The sequence below is a fragment of the Pseudomonas sp. GM33 genome (assembly GCF_000282295.1).
Taxonomy (GTDB): domain Bacteria; phylum Pseudomonadota; class Gammaproteobacteria; order Pseudomonadales; family Pseudomonadaceae; genus Aquipseudomonas; species Aquipseudomonas laurylsulfatiphila.
Genome location: NZ_AKJO01000066.1, coordinates 37812 through 59279, shown reverse-complemented (window position 1 = coordinate 59279; position 21468 = coordinate 37812). Strand labels below are relative to the sequence as shown.

The following is a 21468-nucleotide window of genomic DNA, read 5'->3' as shown; positions in this document are numbered from 1 at the left end:
CGTCACCTCCCCGCCCCACGCAGGAGAAAACAACATGAACATCCAGAATCACCCCGTCGTGTCGCGGGAAGAATGGCTCGCTGCCCGCAAACAACACCTGATCCACGAGAAAGCCTTCACCCGGGAACGGGACAAACTCAGCGCCGAACGCCGCGCCCTGCCCTGGGTGAAAATCGACAAGGACTACCATTTCCAGGGGCCCAATGGCGAACTGAAACTGGCGGACCTGTTCGGCGGCCGCAGTCAATTGGTCATCTACCACTTCATGTTCGCCGAGGGCTGGGACGAGGGCTGCCCCGGTTGCTCGTACCTCAGCGATCACATCGACGGCGCCAACCAGCACCTGGCCCACCACGACATTGCCGTAGTGGCGGTTTCCCACGCACCGTTCGCCGAATTCCAGGCGTTCAAGCGGCGCATGGGCTGGAAATTCGACTGGGTGTCGTCGGCAGGATGCGACTTCAACTACGACTTTGGCGTCTGTGCCCGGGCCGAAGAGGTCGCCGCAGGAAAGGCGACGTACAACTACGAAAAAACCGACGGCGCCGAGGAAGAACTCCCCGGTCTCAGCGTGTTTTATCGCAATGAAGCCGGCGAAATCTTCCACACCTACTCCACCTATGCCCGGGGGCTGGACATGCTGGTTGGCGCCTACAACTACCTCGACCTGACGCCCAAGGGCCGCAACGAGGACGAAATCATGGAGTGGGTGCGCCACCATGACAAATATGAGGAGCAGGCGAGATCGAGTTGCTGCCATGGTAGTTAGCCCCCCGGACACCGAGGTGCGGCCTTCGCGGGCAAGCCCGCTCCCACAGTTTTCCGTGTTGTTCACAAAACCTGTGGGAGCGGGCTTGCTCGCGAAGGGGCCCTGGCAACCCACGCAAATATCACAGACTGAACTTTCCCAAAGGGCCAGCGCTCAACCGGATAACCCGCCTTGACCGAAACTGAGGCCCGCCCCCATGAAACCACTGCTGAAGAAGCTCACACTCGCCGCTGCCCTCGCTTGTGCCCTGCCCGCCTGGGCCTGCACTTCCGAGGAAGCCACCGCCAAACGCGAACAACTGGCCCAGGAAGTGGCCAAGCTCACTGAGCAAAACCCGACCAAGGCCAAAGAGATCAACGATGAGTTGCAGAAAATGGATCTGGGCACTGCCTCCAAAGACTTGCCGGACAAGTGCCAGTTGATCGACCAGCGCTTGAAGGAGCTAGGCTCTGCCGAGAAGAAAGCCGAAAGCTGATAGACGCCAGGTATAAAAAAACCCGGACACTGTCCGGGTTTTTCCTGAGTCGCTAACAGCGGTTTACTCAGCCGCTGGCGCTTCCGGCTTGCGGCGCTTGAGCGGCGCCATGCCGTCCTTGCTGACCAGGGAATCGCTCTTCGGCCGGTTGGCGCTCTTGCGCTTGGTCGGGGTCTTGGCGGCAGTTTTCTTCTTGTCGCCCTTGGCGTCGGTCTTTTTCTTCTTCACGCCGACAGCCTTGCCCGAGGCCTTGACCTTCTTCGGTCCGCCGTAGGTGCCTTTGACTTCCTTGATGGTGCGGCGCTCGAAGCTCTGCTTGAGGTAGCGCTCGATGCTCGACATCAGGTTCCAGTCGCCGTGGCAGATCAGCGAGATGGCCAGGCCATCGTTACCGGCGCGGCCGGTACGACCGATACGGTGCACGTATTCGTCGCCACTGCGCGGCATGTCGAAGTTGATCACCAGGTCCAGGCCGTCAACGTCCAGGCCGCGAGCGGCGACGTCGGTGGCCACGAGGATTTTCACACCGCCCTGCTTCAGGCGGTCGATCGCCAGTTTGCGATCCTTCTGGTCTTTCTCGCCGTGCAGCACGAACGCTTTGTATTCCTGCGCCACCAGGCGGCCGTAGATACGGTCGGCCATGGCCCGGGTGTTGGTGAAGACGATAGCCTTCTGGTACGTCTCGTTGGCCAACAGCCAGTTGACGATCTGTTCTTTGTGCTGGTTGTGGTCAGCGGTGATGATCTGCTGGCGGGTGGTGTCGTTCAGCTGGCTGACCGCATTGAGCTGCAGGTGCTCCGGGTTGTTCAGGACCTTGGCGATCATCTCGCGCAGACCCGAACCACCGGTGGTGGCGGAGAACAACATGGTCTGCTGACGGTTGGTGCATTCGTCCACCAGACGCTGCACGTCTTCGGCAAAGCCCATGTCGAGCATGCGGTCGGCTTCGTCGAGCACCAGTACTTCAACTTCTTTCAAGTCGAGGTTGCCGGCGTTCAGTTGCTCGATCATGCGGCCCGGCGTACCGATCAGGATGTCCGGCACCTTGCGCAGCATCGCGGCCTGGACCTTGAAGTCTTCGCCGCCGGTGATCAGGCCGGACTTGATGAAGGTGAACTGCGAGAAGCGTTCAACTTCCTTCAGCGTCTGCTGGGCCAGTTCGCGGGTCGGCAGCAGAATCAGGGTCTTGATGCTGACGCGGATTTTCGCCGGGCCGATCAGACGGTTGAGGATCGGCAAAACGAATGCAGCGGTTTTGCCGCTACCGGTTTGCGCCGTCACCCGCAGGTCACGCCCCTGGAGCGCGAGCGGAATGGCCGCGGCTTGCACAGGCGTTGGCTCGACAAATTTCAGCTCGGCCACGGCTTTGAGCAGGCGTTCGTGCAGGGCGAATTGGGAAAACACGGGTGCTACCTCGAAGAAATGCAAAAAAACAGCTGCATAGGGTAACGGTTTCGAGCGCTCAGGCCGAGTTTCTTTATGCAAATGGCGGTAAACAGTTGGTTTTTTGTTGCCTTGTTTTTCTCAAAACGCAATACAAAGCGTCTTAAATGCTCTAATCGCCTCTCGCGCCCTACAGAAGAATCGTTTTTAACCATGGATATCAAACAGCTCTGGATCAACGTCCTGGACCTTTGGGGTGCCCTCGACCAGCACCCGCTCGTACATTCCAGCCTGGCGCTGCTGCTGTTGCTGGCCCTTGCGCTGTTCCTCGGACGGGTGGCGCGCTACCTCATCCTGCACGCGGCAAAAATGCTCGGTCGCCAGCCGGCCTTGCACTGGGTCAATGATTTTCTGCAGAACAAGGTGTTCCATCGCCTGGCGCAGATCGCGCCTTCGCTGGTGATCCAGTTCGGTCTCAATCTGGTGCCGAACCTGAGCAAGACCAGTCTGAATTTCCTCGGCAACGTCGCCCTGTCCTTCACCTTCCTGTTTCTGCTGCTGGCGGTCAGCGCCCTGCTCAATGCCCTGCTGGACATCTACGCCCGCACCGAACACGCCCGCACCCGCTCGATCAAGGGCTATGTGCAACTGGCGAAACTGGTGTTGTACGTGCTGGGCGCGATCATCATCGTCGCGACCTTGATCGACCGCTCGCCGTTGTTGCTGCTCTCGGGCCTGGGTGCCATGTCGGCGGTGATTCTGTTGGTCTACAAGGACACGCTGCTGTCGTTCGTCGCCAGCGTGCAATTGACCAGCAACGACATGCTGCGGGTCGGCGACTGGATCGAAATGCCCCAGGTGGGCGCCGACGGCGATGTGGTGGACATCACCTTGCACACGGTCAAGGTGCAGAACTTCGACAAGACCATCGTCTCGATTCCGACCTGGCGCCTGATGTCCGAGTCGTTCAAGAACTGGCGCGGCATGCAGGCTTCCGGTGGCCGCCGGATCAAGCGCAGCCTGTTCATCGACGCCAGCGGCGTGCGCTTCCTGCGCGACGACGAGGAGCAGAAGCTGTCCCAGGTGCACTTGCTCACCGACTACATGAGCCGCAAGCAGGCCGAACTCAAGGCCTGGAACGAGGCCCAGGGCAACGTCGCGGCCATGTCGGCCAACCGCCGGCGGATGACCAACATCGGCACTTTGCGCGCCTATGCGCTGGCCTACCTGAAGAGTCATCCGGGGATCCAGCCGAACATGACCTGCATGGTCCGCCAGATGCAGACCACCGCCCAGGGCATTCCACTGGAAATCTACTGCTTTACCCGCACCACGGCGTGGGCCGACTACGAGCGGATCCAGGGGGATATTTTCGACTACCTGCTGGCAGTGCTGCCGGAGTTCGGGCTGAGCCTGTATCAGCAGCCGAGCGGGACGGATTTGCGTGCAGGGATATTGCCGGCAGTGCTGGGCGCGAGCCATCTACCCGAACTGAAAAAGACCCTATGAAATGCTGCACCCGCCACGCGCAACCTGCCCATCAGCAAACGTAGGCGACACCAAGGCTAAATCGGTATAGTTGATCCCTTTGGTAGATGCATCGAACAATGCTCAATTCCATTCAAACATTACGCGCGCTCGCTGCATGGATAGTGGTCTTCCACCATTACATGCAGTTAGTCCATAACTTTCAACTAACCGATACAGTGTCCGTTTCGATGCAACGGTATGGAGCCATCGGCGTCGATTTGTTTTTTGTCATCAGTGGCTTTGTGATTTACCTTTCCGCCACCGGCAAAAAAATCTCCCCTGCAACATTCATCCGCCATCGATTAGCAAGAATTGCCCCCGCATATTGGATGTTTACCTGTATCACTGCAGTGACATTGATTTTTTTACCCGGCTCGATACCTCTGACACTCTATGAGCCTGTATTCCTGCTGAAAAGCCTGTTTTTTATCCCCGCACAGAACCCATCCGGAATCGGTTTTTATCCACTGATGACGGTTGGCTGGACACTCAACTATGAGATGGTGTTTTACGCCGTCTTTCTGGCCAGCCTGTTTTCCCCTGAGAAGTTCAGAGTACCCACGATCATTCTTGGCATTTTCCTGCTATACAAGGCGTTGCCGAGCCTTGGCGGCGGCTTTGTTTTCTACCACAACCCCATTGTGTTTGAATTTACATTCGGAATAATCATTGCGTACGCGTACCAAATAAAACTTGTACAACGTATCCCCTTGGCTCCAGCACTGATAATGGCTATAGCCGCCCTCGGAGTTATTATCCACTATGGTCAGACGGTTCACTCACCATGGAAATCGGGACTACCTTGCGCTGCCATTTTACTTGCTGCGCTATCTCAAGAACGCTTTTTCTCTAGAATCGAACTAATCAATAAACTGGGCGATTGGTCATACTCGACCTACCTGTGTCATGTACTGGTAATGTCCTACATGATAAAAATCCAACAAGCTCTAAACCTCAGCCACCTCACCACGCTGGCAATGATTCTTGGGCTGATTGCTGCAATATCTGCATTGAGTTTCAACCTCATTGAAAAACCGATATCCAGACGGGTCAAGATACGCGAGAAACGCGCATGCGCTGTTCCAACAAGCCCCCCCCAATAAAATGACAACACCTGAAGCGCTGATTGACCTTCAGGTGTTGACCCTCCGGAAGCGGTCAGTGCATCTCGGTATCCTTGCGCAGTAACATAGCAGGTCGCACGCCCAACCGACTGATCCACACCGCCAGCAAAATCACCGAACCGCCGAGCAACAATCGCCCCAGTTCTTCATGCTGGTTCCAGATCAGCAGATTGATCAGCAAACCCACGGGCACATGCAGGTTGTTCATCACTGCCAGGGTCCCGCCATTCACCATGCACGCGCCCTTGTTCCACCAATACAACCCCAGCGCAGTGGAGACCAGGCCGAGGAACAGCAGCACGCCCCATTGCAACGGTGCTTCGGGCAGGAAGTTCTGTTTGCCAAACAGCAGGAACGCCGGCAACGCCACCGCCAGTGCGCCGAGGTAGAAGTAGCCGAAGCGTCGGTAATGCGGCAGATCGCTCGGGTGGCGGGCGACCAGGTGTTTGTAGAGCACCTGCCCGGCGGCGTAGGTGAAGTTGGCCAGTTGCAGCAGCAGGAAACCCATGAAGAAATCCGGGTTGATCCGGTCAAAGCGAATCACCGCCGCCCCCGCTACCGCCACCAGTGCCGCGACCAGGGCCCAGGGATTGAAGCGACGATTGAGTGCATCTTCGATCAGGGTCACGTGCAGCGGCGTGAGGATGGTGAACAGCAGCACTTCCGGCACCGTCAGTACGCGAAAGCTCAGGTACAGACAGACGTAGGTCACGCCGAACTGCAAGGCGCCGATCAGCAGCATGCCGCGCATGAACGCCGGCTCCACCGAGCGCCAGCGGGTCAGCGGGATGAACACCAGCCCTGCCAGGAGCACACGCACCAGCACCGCGAAGTAACTGTCGACATGACCGGCCAGGTATTCGCCGATCAAACTGAAGGAAAACGCCTGGATCAGCGTGACAAAAAGTAGATAGCCCATGCTCGCCTCGTTTTGAATGGCGGCGACGATAGCGGGTTTTGCTACTGATCGCGAACACCCAAACCATACAAAAATCCATTGTGGGAGCGAGCTTGCTCGCGATAGCGGTGGATCAGTCAACATCATTGTCGACTGACACTCAGTCATCGCGAGCAAGCTCGCTCCCACAGGTTTTTTAGGTGCTTGTTAAATCCCGGGCAAAAAAAAGCCCGATCTCGCTAAAGCGTTCAATCGGGCCAGAGCACTCAGGAGCAACAAGTGCGAAGGGAGGTTCGATGCGCGTACAGGCTTGAAGGGGTGCGCCAGGTCACTAGACCATCCAGCGATTATCTGGCGATTAACCGATCAGGCCACTTGAGCAAGCCTGGCGTTCGCCTGGTTCAGGCCTTTCTCCTGGAAGTCACCGCCCAGGTTCATGCCTTCGGCGTGGATGAACGTCACGTCGTGGATGCCGATGAAGCCCATGACCTGACGCAGGTACGGTTCCTGGTGATCGGCGGTGCTGCCGGCATAGATGCCGCCACGAGCCGTCAACACATAGGCGCGCTTGCCTGTGAGTAGGCCTTGCGGGCCGGTTTCGGTGTATTTGAAGGTCACACCGGCACGCAGCACGTGGTCGAGCCAGGCTTTCAGGGTGCTGGGGATCGCAAAGTTGTACATGGGTGCGGCCATGACCAGTACATCGGCGGCGAGCAATTCATCGGTCAACTGGTTGGAGCGTTCCAGGGACACCTGTTCGATGTCGCTGCGCTGCTCGGCGGGTTTCATCCAGCCACCCAGCAGGTTGATATCCAGATGCGGCACCGGATTGACCGCCAGGTCCCGGACAGTGATCTGGTCATTCGGGTGAGCGGCTTTCCACTGGCTGATGAAGGTCTGGGTCAGTTGACGGGAAACCGAGTCTTGCTGACGGGCACTGCTTTCGATGATCAGAACGCGGGACATGGGATGTAGCCTCCATCTGAGAATGCTGTAGGTCGATGGAGTGAAGGTTAAACAGAGTCGAATCGATGAAAAAGCGCAAATAACTGCTATAACCCATCAATAAATTCGTTTATAAGCTCAACATACCCTGTGGGAGCGGGCTTGCTCGCGAAGGCGCCGAGTCAGGCAAATAATATTTCGAATGACAAAACGCTTTCGCGAGCAAGCCCGCTCCCACAGAAGATCGAGGTCATTTCGGGGTGCAGCTCAGCTCGATGCGCAGCTTGATGATGTTGCGGCTGAATTTGGCGGTGGCATTTTTGTGCTTGCCGGCCGGGACGTCGATCTTGCGGGTACGCGGGGCTTCCGGGCCATTGATGAACACAGCCTTGCAGCTTGCATCGACGTCGCCGTAGTTGGCCACCTGGATGGAGCCGATGTCGCTATCCGTGTCGTAGGTCTGGTAATCGATCTTCATGCCGTTGAGGTCTTTCTTCACATCGATCGGGTAAGCCATCGCCGTCAGCGGCAGCAGCGCCAGCAGTACACAACAGATTTTTTTCATTCAGCAGCCTCCAGTAAGGGTTGCCAGCTTAGGACAAGAGGAGCTCAACATGAAAGCGCCCCGCGTAACCCTTGATCAATGGCGAACGCTGCAAGCCGTGGTCGATCACGGTGGTTTCGCCCAGGCCGCCGAGGCGCTGCATCGCTCGCAATCATCGGTCAGCTACACCGTGGCACGCATGCAGGATCAACTCGGCGTGCCGTTGCTGCGCATCGACGGACGCAAGGCCGTGCTGACCGAAGCCGGCGGCGTGCTGTTGCGCCGCTCCCGGCAACTGGTGAAACAGGCCAGCCAACTCGAAGACCTGGCCCACCACATGGAACAGGGCTGGGAGGCCGAGGTGCGCCTGGTGGTCGATGCCGCTTACCCAAGCGCCCGCCTCGTCCGCGCCTTGACCGCGTTCATGCCGCAAAGCCGTGGCTGCCGGGTGCGCCTGCGTGAGGAAGTGCTGTCGGGCGTGGAGGAAGTCCTGCTCGAAGGCGTGGCCGACCTGGCCATCACCGGCTTCAGTATTCCCGGTTACCTGGGCGCGGAGTTGAGCGACGTCGAGTTCGTTGCGGTCGCCCACCCCGAGCATCCCCTGCACCGCCTCAACCGCGAACTGAGCTTCCAGGACCTGGAAAGCCAGATGCAAGTGGTGATCCGCGACTCGGGCCGCCAGCAACCACGGGACGTCGGCTGGCTCGGGGCCGAACAACGCTGGACCGTCGGCAGCCTGGCCACCGCCGCGACCTTCGTCAGCAGCGGCCTGGGTTTTGCCTGGTTGCCCCGGCACCTGATCGAACGGGAACTCAAGGAAGGTACGCTCAAGCTGCTACCGTTGGATCAGGGCGGTAGCCGCAACCCGAGCTTTTACCTGTATTCGAACAAGGACAAACCGCTGGGACCGGCCACGCAGATTCTCATCGAACTGCTGCGCACCTTTGACACCGCACCACTGGACGCCCCGTTCGCCGCCCCCGAACAAGCCTGACACGGAGTGTATGCATGGCCTATTTCGAACACGAAGGTTGCAACCTGCACTATGAGGAATATGGTCACGGCACGCCGCTGCTGCTGGTCCACGGCCTCGGTTCCAGCACCCTGGACTGGGAAAAGCAGATCCCGACACTGGCCACCCGCTACCGGGTGATCGTCCCGGATGTACGCGGTCACGGCCGTTCGGACAAACCCCGGGAGCGCTACAGCATTGCCGGTTTCAGCGCCGACCTGATCGCACTGATCGAGCACCTCAATCTCGGCCCGACCCACTATGTCGGTTTGTCCATGGGCGGCATGATCGGCTTCCAGCTGGGTGTGGACCAGCCGAAACTGCTCAAGAGCCTGTGCATCGTCAACAGCGCGCCAGAGGTCAAACTGCGCAGCCGCGACGATTACTGGCAGTGGTTCAAGCGCTGGAGCCTGATGCACGCACTCAGCCTGCGCACCATCGGCAAGGCATTGGGCAGCAAGTTGTTCCCGAAGCCCGAGCAGGCCGACTTGCGACAAAAAATGGCCGAACGCTGGGCAAAAAACGACAAACATGCTTATCTCGCCAGCTTCAATGCCATTGTTGGCTGGGGGGTCCAGGAACGACTTTCCAAGGTCACCTGTCCAACCCTCATCGTCAGTGCCGACCGCGACTACACACCGGTGGCGCTGAAGGAAAACTACGTAAAACTGCTGCCCGATGCGCGGCTGGTGGTGATCGCCGATTCACGCCACGCCACGCCGCTGGACCAGCCGGAACACTTCAACCAAACGCTGCTGGAGTTTCTGGCCGCAGTCGACACCACCACTCAGGATCACTGACCCATGCTGAAAAAAATCGCCCTCGCCGCTGGCACCGTCCTGTTTGCCGCCAACCTGATGGCCGCAACGCCCGCCAAGGCGCCGCACGTTTTGCTGGAAACCACCAACGGCCAGATCGAAATCGAACTGGATCCGGTCAAGGCGCCGATCAGTACCAAGAACTTCCTTGAGTACGTCGACAGCGGCTTCTACAACAACACGATTTTCCACCGCGTGATCCCAGGTTTCATGGTTCAGGGCGGTGGTTTCACCCAGGCCATGCAGCAAAAAGACACCAAGGCGCCGATCAAGAACGAGCACAACAACGGTTTGGTCAACGTTCGTGGCACCTTGTCCATGGCCCGTACCTCGGTGCCTGACTCGGCCACCAGCCAGTTCTTCATCAACGTCAAGGACAACGACTTCCTTGACCAGGGTGACGGCTACGCGGTGTTCGGCAAAGTGGTCAAAGGCATGGACGTGGTCGACATCATCGTCAATTCGCCAACCACCGTTCGTAGCGGCATGAAAGACGTGCCGGCCGACCCGGTGTTCATCAAGTCGGCCAAGCGCATCGACTGAGACTAAGCTGGACAAGGATGTCCGAGCCGTTGCCGGTGTTTGCCGGCAACGCTCAAAACGTTAAAAGGAGAGCCCGCTCGCGGGCGAACGACCCATGCTTTATCACCGCTTTGAAAAACTGATCGACGTTTTCCGTGAAGCACCGACGGCGTCCCCGCCGGATCGTGTATTCCCTTTTTATACCTACTACCTCAAGCAGGTCTGGCCGAGCTTCGCCGCCCTGTTGATCGTCGGCCTGATTGGTGCATTGATCGAGGTGGCGCTGTTCAGCTACCTGAGCCGTATCATCGACCTGGCCCAAGGCACGCCGAACGCCAACCTGTTTCGCGAGCACGCCCTCGAACTGACCTGGATGGTGGTGGTGGCGCTGGTATTGCGCCCCATATTCGTGGGCCTGCATGACCTGTTGGTGCACCAGACCCTGAGCCCCAGCATGACCAGCATGATCCGCTGGCAGAACCACAGTTATGTGCTCAAGCAGAGCCTGAATTTCTTCCAGAACGACTTCGCCGGGCGCATCGCCCAGCGCATCATGCAAACCGGCAACTCGCTGCGTGATTCCGCCGTGCAAGCGGTGGATGCGTTGTGGCATGTGCTGATCTACGCCATCAGTTCGCTGGTGTTGTTCGCCGAAGCCGACTGGCGCCTGATGATCCCGCTGCTGACGTGGATCTTCGCCTTCATCGGCGCCCTCTGGTACTTCGTGCCACGGGTCAAGGATCGCTCGGTGGTGGCGTCCGATGCGCGCTCCAAACTCATGGGGCGCATTGTCGACGGCTACACCAACATCACCACCCTGAAGCTGTTCGCCCACACCAACTTCGAGCAGCAATACGCCCGCGAAGCGATCAAGGAACAGACCGAAAAAGCCCAACTGGCCGGCCGCGTAGTCACCAGCATGGACGTGGTCATCACCAGCATGAACGGCCTGCTGATCGTCTGCACCACCGGACTGGCCCTGTGGCTGTGGACGCAGTCGCTGATCAGCGTCGGGGCCATCGCCCTGGCCACCGGCCTGGTGATCCGCATCGTCAACATGTCCGGCTGGATCATGTGGGTGGTGACCGGCATCTTCGAAAACATCGGCATGGTGCAGGACGGCCTGCAGACCATCTCGCAACCGGTCTCCGTTACCGACCGCGACCAGGCCAAACCCCTGGCGGTGGCCCGTGGCGAAGTGCGTTTCGAGCAGGTGGACTTCCACTACGGCAAGCAGAGCGGGATCATCGGCGGCCTCAACCTGACCATCAAGGCTGGCGAGAAAATCGGCCTGATCGGCCCGTCCGGCGCGGGCAAATCGACCTTGGTGAACCTGCTGCTGCGCCTGTACGACGTCGAAGGCGGACGCATCCTGATCGACGGCCAGAACATCGCCGACGTCAGCCAGGAAAGCCTGCGCGAGCGCATCGGCATGATCACCCAGGACACCTCGCTGCTGCACCGCTCGATCCGTGACAACCTGCTGTACGGCAAATCCGACGCCAACGACGCCCAACTCTGGGAAGCGGTGCACAAGGCCCGGGCTGACGGTTTCATTCCTGCACTGTCGGACGCCGAAGGCCGCACCGGTTTCGATGCCCATGTCGGTGAGCGCGGGGTGAAGCTTTCCGGCGGCCAGCGCCAGCGCATCGCCATTGCACGTGTGCTGCTCAAGGACGCGCCGATCCTGATCATGGACGAAGCCACCTCGGCGCTGGATTCGGAAGTCGAAGCGGCGATCCAGGAAAGTCTCGAAACCCTGATGCAGGGCAAGACCGTGATCGCCATCGCTCACCGGCTCTCGACCATCGCCCGGATGGACCGGCTGGTGGTGCTGGAAAACGGCAAGATCGCCGAAACCGGAACCCACGCCGAGTTGCTCGCCCATGGCGGCTTGTATGCGCGGCTGTGGCAACACCAGACCGGTGGGTTTGTCGGGATCGATTGAGTCCCGGAACAACACACCCCCTGTGGGAGCGAGCTTGCTCGCGATGACGGAGTGTCAGTCGACAGAAATGGCGTCTGATCCACCGCTATCGCGAGCAAGCTCGCTCCCACAGGGATAAGCGTCATACCGAAGGTCGAAAAAACCGCCAGACCCCGTCAACAACGGGGCCTGGCGGTTTTTTGTGCCTGCTGGAATTCTGAAAAAACCGTGCTGTACTCACTGCAACGTTCTGGAGGTGGTTCTGCAGTCCATCGGCTGGAGGCTCAAGGCAGCATAATCTCGAAAGGGCACTCTCTTATGTCTCTGTTAAAACGTTCGGCGACTGAGTTGGTAGGTACGTTCTGGCTGGTATTGGGTGGTTGCGGCAGTGCTGTGTTGGCCGCGGCTTTTCCAGAGGTGGGGATCGGCTTGCTCGGGGTGTCTTTCGCATTTGGCCTGACCGTACTGACGATGGCCTTCGCCATCGGCCATATTTCCGGCTGTCATCTCAATCCTGCGGTATCCCTCGGCCTGGTGGTGGGTGGGCGGTTTCCGGCCAGTGAATTGCCGGCCTACATCATTGCCCAGGTCATTGGCGGCGTGATTGCAGCCGCCCTGCTGTACTTCATTGCCAGCGGCAAACCCGGTTTCGAACTGGCAGGAGGGCTTGCATCCAACGGCTACGGCGAACACTCGCCTGGCGGCTATTCGATGGCGGCAGGGTTTGTCTGTGAACTGGTGATGACCGCGATGTTCATCCTGATCATTCTCGGCGCCACCGATAAGCGTGCACCGGCAGGACTGGCGCCGATTGCCATCGGCCTGGGGCTGACGCTGATCCACCTGATCTCGATCCCGGTCACCAACACCTCGGTCAACCCGGCGCGCAGCACCGGCCCGGCGCTGATCGTCGGCGGCTGGGCGATTCAACAACTGTGGATGTTCTGGGTCGCCCCCCTGCTCGGCGCAGTGGTCGGCGGCGTGCTGTATCGCTGGCTGGGCAAGGAAGACAACTGACCCGCCATAGCGTGAAGATCAGCCTTGTCGATAAGGCAAGGCTGACTTCGCATCCTCAGCATAAGCCAACACCCCCAGCCGCTCCTGCTCCAGAAAGTCTTTCACCGCCGCCTTCAACCCCGGATGCCGCAGGTAGTGCCAGGAATGGGTAATGACGGGCTCGAATCCACGAATCAGTTTGTGCTCGCCTTGCGCACCGGCATCGAAACGCTGGAAACCATTGGCGATGGCGTAGTCCATCCCCTGGTAGAAACAGGTCTCGAAATGCAGGCGATCGAACTCCGCCAGGCATCCCCAGTAACGGCCATAAAAGCTGTCGCCCCCCACCAGGCTGAACGCCATCGCCACCGGCCTTGACCCCTGCCTGGCCAGCACCACGCGAATCGACTCCGGCATGCGTTCGGCCAACAGACTGAAAAACTCCCGCGTCAGATACGGCCTTTGCCGGCGCACCGCGTAGGTATTGGCGTAGCAGGCATAGACGAAGTCCCATTGCGCCTGACTTAGCTCCCGCCCCTCCAGCCATTCGAACTCGAAGCCCTGCCCGGCCACCTGTTCGCGCTCCTTGCGCATCTGTTTGCGCTTGCGCGAACTGAGCACGTCGAGGAAGTCCTGGAAATCCCGGTAACCGCGGTTCTGCCAGTGATACTGACAGCCAACGCGCTGCAACCAGCCAGGCTGCTCGCTCAATGCCGCATCGGTGAATGGATCGGTGAAGTTGATGTGGGCGCTGGAAAGCCCTTCGAGTTCAAGATAGCCCGGCAGGCTTTTCAACAGTTCGAAACCGTCTTCGACCGTGGCCGCTAACAGTCGCGGCCCGGTCACAGGACTGAACGGCACCGCGCTCAACAATTTGGGGTAGTAATCGATGCCGGCGCGTTCGCAGGCATCGGCCCAGGCGTGATCGAACACGTACTCGCCATAGGAATGCCACTTGCGATAACCGGGCAGCGCGGCGATCAAGCGATCACCTTCAACGTGCAGCAGATGCTCGGGCTGCCAGCCGGAATGGGGGCCGACACTGCCGCTGTCTTCCAGTGCGCTCAAAAAAGCGTGACGCAGAAAAGGCTGACTCTCCGGCACCATTGCATCCCAGGTCTGCGGGGCGATTTCTGACAGTTTTTGCAGGCGTTGCAACGGCATCACCATCCTCACTCTTCATGGCGTGAAAGCCCCGCGAGTATCGCCTATCGCTCCACATTGCACACGGGCAAAGCGACGACAGTGCTCTAACTCAATGGTTCACGGCGGCTTTGTATCGTCACGGACATGACATCACATTGCCACTGCTCTGTAATAAACCATCGCGATACTGGCGCCTGTTTTTAGAGCGCCGGGTTATACCCGGCCACAGTTTTCCGCCCCTTACGGTCGGTTGTGCCCCGGATGGCTCTGTCATCCCCTCTCATCTTCGGAGATTGATATGCGTCTTGCTTCCACGAAAACTGCGGCGGCCTTGTGCGGTGGCCTGTTGCTGGCCATGAGTGTTCCGGCCAGTGCCGCAGTCGACGCCAAACTGCTCGACATGCTCAAGGCTAACGGCTCGATCACTAACGCGCAGTACAGCGAACTGCAAGCCGAGCTGGCCAGGGATCAGAAAGAACAGCAGATTGCCCGTCAGGCTCAGCAAGAGACCAACGAGCAAATCGCGGCCACCGCGAAGAAAACCGACACACTGAGCGCCTTCGACCAAAAACTGGCCTGGGCTGCCAAGACCCAGTTCAAGGGCGACGTGCGCTTCCGTCAGGAAAACGTCCACAACGATGGCGTGCCAAACAACAAGGACCAGGATCGTCAGCGCATTCGTGCACGCCTGGGTGCCTACAGCGAAATCAACCCGCAGGTCGACACCGGTATCCGTATCGCAACCGGTAGCAACGACGACGCTCGCTCGACCAACCAGGACCTGAACAACTACTTCGACAAGAAGCAGATCTGGCTGGACCAGGGTTACATCGACTACCACCCGGACGCGATCAAGAACCTGCACCTGGTTGGCGGCAAGATGCCGCAACAATGGGTGAGCATGGGCGACATCATCTGGGATAGCGACATCAACCCGGAAGGCCTGGCCGTCACCTACAAATACCCGTTGAGCGGCAGCACCGAACTGTTCGGTAGCGCCGGTCACTACACCCTCAAGGACAACGTCGACGGCGAAGGCGTGCAGTTCAAGCACGACCTGCGTCTATACGCCGGCCAGTTGGGTGCGCGCTTCGGCATCACCGACAGCATGAAAATGACCTTGGGCGGCAGTCTCTACGCCTACGACAACGACGACAGCAGCGCCTGCCCTACCTCGGGTACCGTTACTGCGCCATGCGCACTGGCGGTCAACGGCAACAGCCCGGGCGAACGGTTCAAACTGTACGAAGGCTTTGGTCAGCTGGACTTCAGCAACCTGCCGGTTCCGCTGTCGATCTACGGTCAGTACGTCAACAACACCGATGCCAGCAACGACCAGGACACTGGCTGGCTGGCCGGTGTGAAGTCCAAGCTCTACGGCTTCAACGTGGACTACAACTACCGCGACGTGCAGCGTAACGCTGTGGTGGGTGCCTTCACCGACTCCGACTTCGCCAACGGCTTCACCGGTTCGCGCGGCAGCAAGCTGAAAGTGAGCTACGACCTGGACAAGAACTTTGCCCTGGGCGCGACCTACTACATGGCGACCTCGGACCAGACCAACGCCAACATCAACAAGAAGGATTCGGACATCAACACCCTGCAACTGGATGCCGAAGCCAAGTTCTGATTCACCCGCTACACGACTCGGGCAAGGAAGCCCGAGCCCCTTTTACAGCCTGGCGTTGATGTATCGGTCCCCATCATCCTCCGATGCATCAACGCGAGACTGTTTTTTCTCCCGCAATATCCGCCAACCTCCCGCAAAAAAAGATCGCAGCCTTCGGCAGCTCCTACAGGGTTGGGTTTCAACGTGATATCACGGTGAATCCGGTCCTGTAGGAGCTGCCGCAGGCTGCGATCTTTTCAAGCCACAGACTCAGCGCTTGCGCAGCAACACGCTACCAATGGAGTAACCGGCGCCGAACGAGCTGAGCACGGCCAGCGAACCGGCGGGCAGATCGTCCTGGTTCTTGTGGAACGCAATCACGGAACCGGCGGAACTGGTGTTGGCGTAGGTGTCGAGAATCACCGGGGCTTCCTGTTCGGTCGCATCGCGGCCCAGCAGTTTCTTGACGATCAGGTGGTTCATGCTGAGGTTGGCCTGGTGCAGCCAGAAGCGCTTCACGTCGCTGATGTTGAGCTGGTTCTCTTGCAGATGCTCAGCGATCAGTTCGGCCACCATCGGGCAGACTTCCTTGAACACCTTGCGGCCTTCCTGCACGAACAGTTTGTCCTTGGCACCGATGCCCTCTTCCGCCGCGCGGTTGAGGAAGCCGAAGTTGTTGCGGATGTTGTTGGAGAACTTGGTCAGCAGCTTGGTGCTGACGATGTCGAACTGATGCTTGGACGTCGCCAGGTCGGCACGCTCGATGATCACCGCGGTGGCGGCATCGCCGAAGATGAAGTGGCTGTCGCGGTCACGGAAGTTCAGGTGGCCGGTGCAGACTTCCGGGTTGACCATCAGGACCGCGCGGGCCTGGCCCAGTTGCACGCTGTTGGCGGCGGTCTGGATACCGAAAGTCGCCGAGGAGCACGCCACGTTCATGTCGAAACCGAAACCCTGGATGCCCAGCGCTTCCTGGACTTCGATGGCAATGGCCGGGTAGGCACGTTGCAGGTTGGAGCAGGCGACGATCACGCCGTCGATGTCCGCTGCGGTCTTGCCGGCACGCTGCAGGGCTTGTTCGGCCGCGCCGATGGCCATCTGGCACAGCACCGACCACTCGTCGTTGGAACGCTCCGGCAGACGCGGGGCCATGCGTTGCGGATCGAGAATGCCGTCCTTGTCCATGACAAAGCGGCTCTTGATGCCGGAGGCTTTTTCGATGAATGCGGCGCTGGACTCGGTCAATGCCTGCACTTCACCGCGTGCGATGGCATCGGCGTTGTCGGCGTTGAATTGCGCGACGTAAGTATTGAAAGACTGAACCAGCTCTTCATTGGAAATGCTGTTGGCCGGGGTGTACAGGCCGGTGCCACTGATGACGACGTTATGCATGGTCGTGTCTCTAATCTGTTCAGGCAGAAAGCATTGGCACCGTCGTACCAATACACAAAGGGTCTATTCCCGTCCGGGGACGCAAACCTGGCATCGCTTTATTCCGACCTGCCCGCGACCGTGAAGGCTCAAAACCGCGGGGCCGGCATTTATAGGCGCGAAGTTTGCCATAAACAGTGGGTTTTGGCGCCTTTTTGCTGGATGAACCCTACCTGCGGGCCATGCAAAACTGTGGGAGCGAGCTTGCTCGCGATTGCGGCCTGACAGGCAACATAGATGTTGAATGTGATGCCCCCATCGCGAGCAAGCTCTCACAGGTATTGCACTGGCCTCGGGTCTACGGCTCGACTTGCGACCACTGCTTGCTCAGGCGCTTGTCGGAGATCGGCACCTTGGTCCCCAATTGCTGGGCAAACAGCGAAACCCGGTACTCCTCCAGCCACCAGCGATATAACTCCAGCTGCGGATCGCGCTTGCCTTCCTGGGCGTGTTTATTGGCGCGGGTCTGGTATTGCGTCCACAGGCCGCTCAATTCGCCGCTCCAGACCCGGTCGCGCTGCACCTGGGCAGCGATTTTTTCGAAGCGCTGCTCAATGGCCTTGAGGTAACGCGGCAACTCCTTGAGCCACTGCATCGGTGTTTCCCGGACAAACCCCGGATAGACCAGGTGGCTGAGCTGCTGCTTGATGTCGTTCAGGGCCACGGCCTGCGCCAGGTCGATCTTGCCCTTGAAGCGTTTTTGCAGACCATGCCAGAGCTTGAGGATTTCCAGGGTCAGCTTCGCCACACGCTCGGCGTGCTCGGTCCAGGCGCCACGCTTGCGTTCGGCCAGCGACGCCAATCCGGCGCCATCGCGTGGCAGCGGGTCTTCGCCATCGAGAATGCAGCTGTCGAGGCTGGCCAGCAGAATGTCTTCCACCAGCGCATCGACACGCCCCATGTCGCGGTACAGCAGGCCCAGTTCGGTCAGGCCCGGCAACTTGCCACGGAGGAATTTTGCCGACTCGGCCAGTTGCTGCATCAGCAGGCGTTGCAGGGCACGGCGATGCTGGAACTCGGCTTCGGCCGGGGTCGAGAAACGCCCTTCCTTGACCGTGCCGGCTTCTTCCACCAGTGCCGGATAGACCGTCATCGACAGTCCGGCGATCTTCTGCTGGGTTTTCTCGGCCACGGCGGCGAAGACTTTCGGCTCCACCGGCTGCTGGCTCTTCGCGGTTTGCGGCACCGCCAATGCGGCCTGGCTGGCCTCGGCGAAACGCGCCGTCAACTCGGCCAGATCACGTCCTTCACCGAGGAACTTGCCCTGGCCGTCGACGATCTCCAGGTTCATCCGCAGATGGCTTTCAACCTGCTGTGCCGCCTCGGCCCAGGCTTCGTCGCTGACCCGCGCTCCGGTCATGCGCAGCAGCTCGCGACCCAAGGCCTGGGGCAACGAGCCTTCGGCAAAGGTCATGCGCTGCAAGGCAGCCTTGACGAAGTCCGGCACCGGCACGAAATTCTTGCGCAGGGCCTTGGGCAGGTTGCGCACCAGGGCAATGCACTTGGCTTCGATGACACCCGGCACCAGCCAGTCCAGGCGCTCCGGCGGCAGCATCGGCAACAGCGGTGCCGGCACGCGCAGGGTTACGCCGTCCCGTGGATGGTTCGGTTCGAAGTGGTAGCTGAGGGCCAACTCCAGATCGCCGATGTGCAGCGTATCCGGGTAATGCTGTGCGGTGACCTCGCTGGCTTCACGGGCCAGCACGTCTTCTTCGCGCATGATGAGCAGCTGCGGATCTTTCTGACTGTTGATCCGGTACCAGCTGTCGAAGGTCGCGGTCTGATGAATCTCCGCCGGCAGGCGCGCGTCGTAGAAGGCGTACAGGGTTTCTTCATCCGCCAGGATGTCGCGACGGCGGGCCTTGGCTTCCAATTCGTCGAGTTGTTCCAGCAACTGTTTGTTGGCGGTCAAACACTTGGCCTTGGACTGAATCTCGCCACGCACCAGCGCTTCGCGGATAAACAATTCGCGCGAAACCACCGGGTCCACCGGGCCGTAATGCACCGGCCGCCGGCCGACCACGATCAACCCGAACAGGGTGATCTGCTCGAACGCAACCACCTGGCCGCGCTTCTTCTCCCAATGGGGTTCGAAGTGGTTTTTCTTGATCAGGTGCCCGGCGAGCGGTTCGATCCAGTCGGCGTCGATCTTCGCCACCATGCGCGCGTAGAGCTTGGTGGTTTCCACCAGTTCGGCGGTCATCAGCCACTGCGGACGCTTCTTGCCGATGCCCGACGACGGGTGAATCCAGAACCGCCGCTGACGCGCGCCGAGGTAATCGCCCTCTTCGGTTTTCTGGCCGATCTGGCTGAGCAACCCCACCAGCACCGCTTTGTGCAGTTTCGGGTAATCCGCCGGCTCTTTATTGAGGCTCAGCTGCATGTCGCGGCAGATCAGGCTCAATTGGCGATGGGAGTCGCGCCATTCCCGCAGGCGCAGGTAATTCAGGAAATTCTTGCGGCACCAGTTGCGCAGCGGGTTGGCGGTCAGCGCCTGGCGTTGCTCTTCGAATCCGCGCCACAGGTTGACCAGACCGGCGAAGTCCGAGTCGGCGTCTTTCCACTGGGCATGGGCCTGATCCGCCGCTTGCTGACGCTCCGGCGGTCGCTCGCGCGGGTCCTGGATCGACATGGCGCTGGCGACGATCAGCACTTCCTGCAAGCTGCCGAGCTTCGCCGCTTCCAGCAACATGCGCCCCATGCGCGGGTCCACCGGCAGTCGTGCCAATTGGCGACCGAGCGGGGTCAACTGGCTGTTGCGATCCACCGCCGAGAGTTCCTGCAGCAGGTTGTAACCGTCGCTGATGGCCTTGCCATCCGGCGGCTCGATGAACGGGAACGCGCTGACCTCGCCAAGGCGCAGGTGCAACATCTGCAAAATGACCGCCGCGAGGTTGGTCCGCAGGATTTCCGGATCGGTAAATTCCGGGCGACCGAGGAAATCCTCTTCACTGTACAGGCGCACGCAGATGCCCGGCTCGACCCGTCCGCAACGGCCCTTGCGCTGGTTGGCGCTGGCCTGGGAAACGGCTTCGATCGGCAGGCGCTGGACCTTGGCCCGGTAGCTGTAGCGGCTGATGCGCGCGGTGCCGCTGTCGATCACGTAGCGGATGCCCGGCACGGTCAGCGAGGTTTCCGCGACGTTGGTCGCCAGTACCACGCGTCGCCCCGGGTGCGACTGGAAAATCCGCTGCTGCTCGGCCGGCGACAGGCGCGCGTACAACGGCAGGATTTCGGTGTGCTTGAGCTGGGCCTTGCGCAGCATGTCGGCGGCGTCGCGAATCTCGCGCTCACCCGGCAGGAATACCAGCACGTCACCGGGACTGCGGCGCTCACTGCGCTCATAAGCGGCGATTTCGTCGAGGGTGGCGAGAATCGCCTGATCCACCGTCAGGTCGTCCTCGACGCGGTTACCCTCTTCGTCCTGCTCCAGGGTCAGCGGGCGATACCAGGTGTCCACCGGAAAAGTACGGCCGGACACCTCGACAATCGGTGCATCGTCGAAGTGTTTGGAGAAACGCTCCAGGTCGATGGTCGCCGAGGTAATGATGACCTTCAGGTCCGGGCGGCGCGGCAGCAGGGTTTTCAGGTAGCCGAGCAGGAAGTCGATGTTGAGGCTGCGTTCGTGGGCTTCGTCGACGATGATCGTGTCGTAGCGTTCCAGGTAGCGGTCGTTCTGGGTTTCCGCCAGCAGGATGCCGTCGGTCATCAGCTTGATCAGGGTGTTGGAATCGCTCTGGTCCTCGAAGCGCACCTGATAGCCGACCAGTGCGCCCAACGGTGTGCCCAACTCTTCGGCGACCCGGCTGGCCACGCTGCGCGCCGCGATCCGCCGTGGCTGGGTGTGGCCGATCAAGCCATGCTGGCCGCGACCGATCTCCAGGCAGATCTTCGGTAACTGGGTGGTTTTACCCGAGCCGGTCTCACCGGCGATGATCAGCACCTGATGCTTTTCCAGCGCCTTCTTGATTTCGTCGCGCTTGGCGGCAATCGGCAAACTGTCGTCGTAACGAATCACCGGCAGGCTGGCGCGGCGCGCCAGCACCTGCTCACAGGACGCCTGCATGCGCGCCACCCACTGGCCCAGCTTGGCCTCGTCGGGTTTCTTGCGCAGCTCAAGCAACTGCCGCCGCAGCCGGTGGCGGTCGGCGAGCATGGCGTGATCGAGGTTTTTCAGCAGTTTGTCGATGGAGGGCGATTCGTCGGTCATCGGGTACGCAATTCAGTCGTCTAGTGGCGCAGGGTGGCGATTGTCGCAGATTTTACGACCGCTGCGCGGCCGATCGCGAGCAAGCTCGCTCCCACATGGGATCTATAGCGACCACAAAATCGGGGCACG

The 21468-nt window shown here is 59.9% G+C and carries 17 protein-coding genes; 10 read left to right on the top strand and 7 right to left on the bottom strand.

The window, feature by feature from the left end; genetic code table 11:
• The first annotated feature begins 34 nt into the window (after positions 1-34).
• Both PMI26_RS21345 and PMI26_RS21350 read left to right on the top strand, forming a co-directional pair.
• Complete coding sequence (locus tag PMI26_RS21345; RefSeq protein WP_007972495.1) at positions 35-769, top strand: DUF899 domain-containing protein; 735 nt, start codon at positions 35-37, stop codon at positions 767-769.
• Between the two features lie 196 nt (positions 770-965).
• Positions 966-1244 carry a hypothetical protein gene (locus PMI26_RS21350; RefSeq protein ID WP_007972494.1) on the top strand — a complete coding sequence of 93 codons (279 nt, stop codon included), beginning with the start codon at positions 966-968 and terminating at the stop codon, positions 1242-1244.
• Between the two features lie 63 nt (positions 1245-1307).
• On the opposite strand, the gene PMI26_RS21355 is transcribed toward PMI26_RS21350, so the two are convergent.
• On the bottom strand, positions 1308-2648 hold the full coding sequence (locus PMI26_RS21355; protein ID WP_007972492.1) for a DEAD/DEAH box helicase: 1341 nt from the start codon (positions 2646-2648) through the stop codon (positions 1308-1310).
• Between the two features lie 192 nt (positions 2649-2840).
• Here PMI26_RS21355 and PMI26_RS21360 point away from each other — a divergent pair, with 192 nt between their 5' ends.
• Positions 2841-4136 carry a mechanosensitive ion channel family protein gene (locus PMI26_RS21360; RefSeq protein ID WP_033047631.1) on the top strand — a complete coding sequence of 432 codons (1296 nt, stop codon included), beginning with the start codon at positions 2841-2843 and terminating at the stop codon, positions 4134-4136.
• 98 nt (positions 4137-4234) lie between these two features.
• Positions 4235-5260: an acyltransferase family protein gene (locus PMI26_RS21365; RefSeq protein ID WP_007972487.1), complete on the top strand. Its 1026-nt coding sequence runs from the start codon at positions 4235-4237 to the stop codon at positions 5258-5260.
• 55 nt (positions 5261-5315) lie between these two features.
• On the opposite strand, the gene PMI26_RS21370 is transcribed toward PMI26_RS21365, so the two are convergent.
• The 3 genes from PMI26_RS21370 to PMI26_RS21380 all read right to left on the bottom strand — a co-directional run bounded on the left by PMI26_RS21370 (position 5316) and on the right by PMI26_RS21380 (position 7689).
• Positions 5316-6200 carry a carboxylate/amino acid/amine transporter gene (locus PMI26_RS21370; protein ID WP_007972485.1) on the bottom strand — a complete coding sequence of 295 codons (885 nt, stop codon included), beginning with the start codon at positions 6198-6200 and terminating at the stop codon, positions 5316-5318.
• 345 nt (positions 6201-6545) lie between these two features.
• Positions 6546-7145, bottom strand: coding sequence for an FMN-dependent NADH-azoreductase (locus PMI26_RS21375; RefSeq protein WP_007972483.1), 600 nt, complete (start codon positions 7143-7145; stop codon positions 6546-6548).
• A 229-nt stretch (positions 7146-7374) separates the two neighbouring features.
• Positions 7375-7689 carry a hypothetical protein gene (locus PMI26_RS21380; RefSeq protein WP_007972481.1) on the bottom strand — a complete coding sequence of 105 codons (315 nt, stop codon included), beginning with the start codon at positions 7687-7689 and terminating at the stop codon, positions 7375-7377.
• A 49-nt stretch (positions 7690-7738) separates the two neighbouring features.
• On the opposite strand from PMI26_RS21380, the gene PMI26_RS21385 reads away from it, so the two are divergent.
• The 5 genes from PMI26_RS21385 to aqpZ all read left to right on the top strand — a co-directional run bounded on the left by PMI26_RS21385 (position 7739) and on the right by aqpZ (position 12964).
• Positions 7739-8662: a LysR family transcriptional regulator gene (locus tag PMI26_RS21385; protein ID WP_007972479.1), complete on the top strand. Its 924-nt coding sequence runs from the start codon at positions 7739-7741 to the stop codon at positions 8660-8662.
• A gap of 14 nt (positions 8663-8676) precedes the next feature.
• Positions 8677-9480, top strand: coding sequence for an alpha/beta fold hydrolase (locus PMI26_RS21390; RefSeq protein WP_007972476.1), 804 nt, complete (start codon positions 8677-8679; stop codon positions 9478-9480).
• A gap of 3 nt (positions 9481-9483) precedes the next feature.
• The gene (locus PMI26_RS21395; RefSeq protein WP_007972474.1) at positions 9484-10041 is read left to right on the top strand and encodes a peptidylprolyl isomerase A; all 558 of its coding nucleotides are present in this window, start codon (positions 9484-9486) and stop codon (positions 10039-10041) included.
• A 94-nt stretch (positions 10042-10135) separates the two neighbouring features.
• On the top strand, positions 10136-11968 hold the full coding sequence (locus PMI26_RS21400) for an ABC transporter ATP-binding protein (RefSeq protein ID WP_007972472.1): 1833 nt from the start codon (positions 10136-10138) through the stop codon (positions 11966-11968).
• A gap of 297 nt (positions 11969-12265) precedes the next feature.
• The gene (gene aqpZ, locus PMI26_RS21405; RefSeq protein ID WP_007972470.1) at positions 12266-12964 is read left to right on the top strand and encodes an aquaporin Z; all 699 of its coding nucleotides are present in this window, start codon (positions 12266-12268) and stop codon (positions 12962-12964) included.
• 18 nt (positions 12965-12982) lie between these two features.
• Here aqpZ and PMI26_RS21410 read toward each other — a convergent pair whose 3' ends face one another.
• Positions 12983-14107, bottom strand: coding sequence for a GNAT family N-acetyltransferase (locus PMI26_RS21410; protein WP_007972468.1), 1125 nt, complete (start codon positions 14105-14107; stop codon positions 12983-12985).
• A gap of 280 nt (positions 14108-14387) precedes the next feature.
• On the opposite strand from PMI26_RS21410, the gene PMI26_RS21415 reads away from it, so the two are divergent.
• Complete coding sequence (locus PMI26_RS21415) at positions 14388-15719, top strand: putative porin (RefSeq protein WP_007972467.1); 1332 nt, start codon at positions 14388-14390, stop codon at positions 15717-15719.
• A gap of 249 nt (positions 15720-15968) precedes the next feature.
• Here PMI26_RS21415 and PMI26_RS21420 read toward each other — a convergent pair whose 3' ends face one another.
• Together PMI26_RS21420 and hrpA are read right to left on the bottom strand one after the other, a co-directional pair.
• On the bottom strand, positions 15969-17090 hold the full coding sequence (locus PMI26_RS21420; RefSeq protein WP_007972465.1) for a beta-ketoacyl-ACP synthase III: 1122 nt from the start codon (positions 17088-17090) through the stop codon (positions 15969-15971).
• Between the two features lie 337 nt (positions 17091-17427).
• Positions 17428-21339, bottom strand: coding sequence for an ATP-dependent RNA helicase HrpA (gene hrpA, locus PMI26_RS21425; protein WP_007972463.1), 3912 nt, complete (start codon positions 21337-21339; stop codon positions 17428-17430).
• Between the last annotated feature and the right edge of the window lie 129 nt (positions 21340-21468).